General features: G+C 72.3%; 4 protein-coding genes and 2 pseudogenes. 5 read left to right on the plus strand and 1 reads right to left on the minus strand.

The window, feature by feature from the left end:
- The 4 genes and pseudogenes from L995_RS22335 to cobJ form a co-directional block, all read left to right on the plus strand.
- Positions 1-448, plus strand: a pseudogene (locus L995_RS22335) (precorrin-3B synthase); the annotation flags it as partial.
- Positions 448-1,077 carry a precorrin-8X methylmutase gene (locus L995_RS22340; RefSeq protein ID WP_047473762.1) on the plus strand — a complete coding sequence of 210 codons (630 nt, stop codon included), beginning with the start codon at positions 448-450 and terminating at the stop codon, positions 1,075-1,077. The pseudogene L995_RS22335 and the gene L995_RS22340, both read left to right, overlap by 1 nt.
- The gene (gene cobI / locus L995_RS22345; RefSeq protein WP_016452704.1) at positions 1,067-1,837 is read left to right on the plus strand and encodes a precorrin-2 C(20)-methyltransferase; all 771 of its coding nucleotides are present in this window, start codon (positions 1,067-1,069) and stop codon (positions 1,835-1,837) included. Before L995_RS22340 ends, cobI begins: the two co-directional genes overlap by 11 nt.
- Positions 1,831-2,664, plus strand: coding sequence for a precorrin-3B C(17)-methyltransferase (gene cobJ / locus L995_RS22350; protein ID WP_052195858.1), 834 nt, complete (start codon positions 1,831-1,833; stop codon positions 2,662-2,664). The genes cobI and cobJ overlap by 7 nt, the downstream gene beginning before the upstream one ends.
- On the opposite strand, the gene L995_RS22355 is transcribed toward cobJ, so the two are convergent.
- On the minus strand, positions 2,598-3,392 hold the full coding sequence (locus L995_RS22355; protein ID WP_047473763.1) for a cobalt-precorrin-6A reductase: 795 nt from the start codon (positions 3,390-3,392) through the stop codon (positions 2,598-2,600). The two genes, cobJ and L995_RS22355, sit on opposite strands and share 67 nt — an antisense overlap.
- Here L995_RS22355 and L995_RS33365 point away from each other — a divergent pair.
- Positions 3,391-3,571, plus strand: a pseudogene (locus L995_RS33365) (cobalamin biosynthesis bifunctional protein CbiET); the annotation flags it as partial. The gene L995_RS22355 and the pseudogene L995_RS33365 sit on opposite strands and share 2 nt — an antisense overlap.

A 3,571-nucleotide genomic window follows, 5' to 3' on the forward strand; every position in this document is an offset into this window, starting at 1 on the left:
CCGCGTCTTTTTGCGTGTGACGCCCTGGCGCATGCTGCTGGTGGAAGACGAAAACGCGGAATCTGGTGCCGCCATGCCCCGCTGGTGGGCGGCTGCAGGGCTGAACAACGCCGCTGACTGGATCACCCACGCCCATGACCCGCGCCTGCGCGTATCCGCCTGTACCGGCGCGCCGGGCTGCACCCAGGCCCTGGGTCCCACGCAGACATTGGCGCTGGAGCTGGCGCCGCAGGTGCCCCACGGCGCGCACCTGCATGTGACCGGATGCGCCAAGGGCTGCGCGCGGCAGGCGCCGGCCACGGTGGTGCTGCGGGCCGAAGGTGAAGACGAGGGCGAAGGCCCTGTCTATTCCGTAGTGCGCCACGGCCGTGCCGGGGATAGGGCGCAGGAGCAGCGGACCCTGGCCTCGGTGCGAGACAATCCGGGATTGCTGTTTTCAAAAGAATAATGCTGCACCGCTACGAAACCGATGGCGCCGAGATCTACCGGCAGTCCTTTGCCACCATCCGCCGCGAGGCGGCGCTGGAACGCTTCACGCCTGTCGAGGAACGCGTGGTGGTGCGCATGATCCACGCCGCCGGCCTGGTGGAGCTGGCCCCGCACGTGGCCTTCTCGCCCGGCATGGCCGAGGCCGCCGCGCAGGCCCTGCAACACGGCGCGCCCGTGCTGTGCGACGTGCGCATGGTCAGCGAGGGCATCACGCGCTCGCGCCTGCCCGCCGCCAACCCCATCATCTGCACGCTGCAGGACGAGCGCGTGCCCGCACTGGCCCGTGACATGGGCAACACGCGCAGCGCCGCCGCGCTGGAGCTGTGGCGCCCGCACCTGGCCGGGGCCGTGGTGGCCATCGGCAACGCGCCCACGGCCTTGTTCCACCTGCTCAACATGCTGCAGGACCCGGCCTGCCCCCGGCCGGCCGCCATCATCGGCTGCCCCGTGGGCTTTGTGGGCGCCATGGAATCCAAGCAGGCGCTGATGCAGGACCTGCCCGTGCCCTGCATGGCCGTGCATGGCCGGCTGGGCGGCTCGGCCATCACCGTGGCCGCCATCAACGCACTGGCCAGCCATGTCGAGTAGGCAGCCGCGTCCCAGCCAGGGTGGGCCCGGCATTGTCTGCGTGGGCCTGGGCCCGGGCGACCCCGAACTCATGAGCGTCAAGGCCGACCGCCTGGTGCGCGGCGCCCGCCAGGTGGCGTTCTTCCGCAAGAAGGGCCGGCCCGGCAAGGCCCGCCAGCTGGTGGACGGCCTGCTGGCCCAAGGGGCTGCCGAGCACGCCATGGAATACCCCGTGACCACCGAGCTGCCCGTGGACAGCCCCGCCTATGTGGACCTGCTGGCGCGCTTCTACGACGACTGGTGCCTGCGCCTGGAAGCGCTGGCGCAGACCGGGCAGGTGGTGGTGCTGTGCGAGGGCGACCCCTTCCTCTACGGCTCCTTCATGCATCTGTATACCCGGCTGCGCGAACGCGGCCAGGTGCCGCTGGACGTGGTGCCCGGCATCCCCGGCATGGTGGGCTGCTGGCACGCCACGGGCGAGCCCATCACCTGGGGCGACGACGTGCTCAGCGTGATGACCGGCACCCTGTCGGAAGACGAGCTGGTGCGCCGCATGCAGACGGCCGAGGCCCTGGTGGTCATGAAGGTCGGCCGCAACCTGCCGCGCATCCGCCGCGCCCTGCAGCGCACGGGCCGGCTGGAGGCCGCCTGGCTGGTGCAGAACGGCACCACGGACAGCGAGCAGGTCGCGCGCCTGGGCGATGTGTCCGACGACGCCTGCCCCTATTTCGCCATCGTGCTCGTGCACGGCCAGGGCCGCCGGCCGGAGGCCGCATGGTGAGCGCCGGCCGCCTGACGGTGGTGGGGCTGGGTCCGGGCGCCCTGGACCAGATCACGCCCGAAGCCGCAGCCGCCTTGCACGCGGCCGACGATGTGGTCGGCTACCTGCCCTATGTGTCCCGCGCGCAGGCCCTGCTGGCGCAGGCGGGTCAGGGCCAGGCCGTGGCCTGGCATGCCTCGGACAACCGCGTGGAGCTGGAGCGCGCGCGTCAGGCGCTGGCGCTGGCCGCGCAGGGGCGGCAGGTGGTCGTGGTGTCCTCGGGCGACCCGGGCGTGTTCGCCATGGCGTCGGCCGTGTTCGAGGCCATGGAATCCGCCGATGCGGTGCAGGCCGCCGCCTGGCAGGCGCTCGATATCCAGGTGCTGCCCGGCATCACCGCCATGCTGGCCGCCGCCGCGCGGGCCGGCGCGCCGCTGGGCCATGACTTTTGCTGCATCAATCTCTCGGACAACCTCAAGCCCTGGCCGGTGATCGCGCGGCGCGTGGAACTGGCGGCCGAGGCCGACTTCGCCATGGCCTTCTACAACCCGCGCTCCAAGAGCCGGCCCGAAGGCTTTGTGCGCCTGCTGCAGCTGCTGCGCACCCGCTGCGAGCCGCAGCGCCTGCTGGTGTTCGCGCGCGCCGTGTCCACGCCCGAGGAACACTTGCACGTATGCACGCTGGCCGAGGCCACGCCCGAGATGGCCGACATGCGCACCGTGGTCCTGGTGGGCAACAGCGCCACGCGCCGCGTGGGCCGCTGGGTCTATACGCCACGCCACTACGGCATGGATGGCGGCGCGGACGGTGCTGGCGGCGCGGGCGGTGCTGTCGGCAGCACGCCATGAGCAATCCAGTGCAGCACCGCAGCCACCGACCCGGTGCGCTGGCGCTGCGGCAGCGCCGGGCGCTGCACCATCACCACGGGCAGGCCCAGGGCACGCGCGGCATCGAGCTTGCCGCGCGTGGCCTCGCCGCCTGCGTTCTTGGCCACCAGCCATTCGATGCCGTGCGTGCGCAGCAAGGCTTCATCGTCTTCCGCGCTGAAAGGACCGCGCCCCAGCACCACCGTGGTGTGGGGCAGGGGCAGGCTGCCGGGCTCGGGCGCATCGACCAGGCGCAGCAGGTAGTGGTGCTGCGGCTGGCCCGCAAAGGCCGCAAGCTGCTTGCGGCCCACGGCCAGAAACACCCGGGCGGCTGCCTGGGGCAGGGCGGCAGCGGCGGCTTGCATGTCGGGCACGTCGATCCAGGCGTCGCCGGCACTGGCCTGCCAGGGCTCGCGCTCCAGCGCCAGCAGCGGCGTGCCGGTGGCGGCGCAGGCCTCGCAGGCATTGCGGCTCATCTGTGCGGCAAACGGATGGGTGGCATCGACCACATGGCTGATGGCCTGCCCGCGCAGGAATTGCGCCAGGCCCTGGGCGCCGCCAAACCCGCCCACGCGCGTGGGCAGGGGCTGGGCCACGGGCGACTGCGTGACGCCCGCATACGAGAACACGGCGGCAATGCCGGCGCGGTGCAGGGCCTGGGCCAGCTGGCTGGCGCCGCTGGTGCCGCCCAGCAGGAGAACATGGGGCATGACTGATCCCTGGTTGACATTGGTGGGCCTGAACGAAGACGGCCTGGACGGCCTCGCACCCGCCGCACTGCGCGCGCTGGACGCGGCCGAGACCGTTTTTGGCGGGCCGCGCCACCTGGCGCTGGCCGATGCCGGCGAGCGGGGCCGTCCCTGGCCCGTGCCCTTTGACGTGGCGCCCG

It is taken from the genome of Delftia sp. ZNC0008, from assembly GCF_000799035.1.
Taxonomy (GTDB): domain Bacteria; phylum Pseudomonadota; class Gammaproteobacteria; order Burkholderiales; family Burkholderiaceae_C; genus Comamonas; species Comamonas tsuruhatensis.

What these genes read in the sequence shown, in the direction of transcription:
- L995_RS22340 (WP_047473762.1), top strand. Translation starts at nt 448, where the DNA reads ATGCTGCACCGCTACGAAACCGATGGCGCCGAGATCTACCGGCAGTCC.
- cobI (WP_016452704.1), top strand. Translation starts at nt 1,067, where the DNA reads ATGTCGAGTAGGCAGCCGCGTCCCAGCCAGGGTGGGCCCGGCATTGTC.
- cobJ (WP_052195858.1), top strand. Translation starts at nt 1,831, where the DNA reads ATGGTGAGCGCCGGCCGCCTGACGGTGGTGGGGCTGGGTCCGGGCGCC.
- L995_RS22355 (WP_047473763.1), bottom strand. Translation starts at nt 3,392, where the DNA reads ATGCCCCATGTTCTCCTGCTGGGCGGCACCAGCGGCGCCAGCCAGCTG.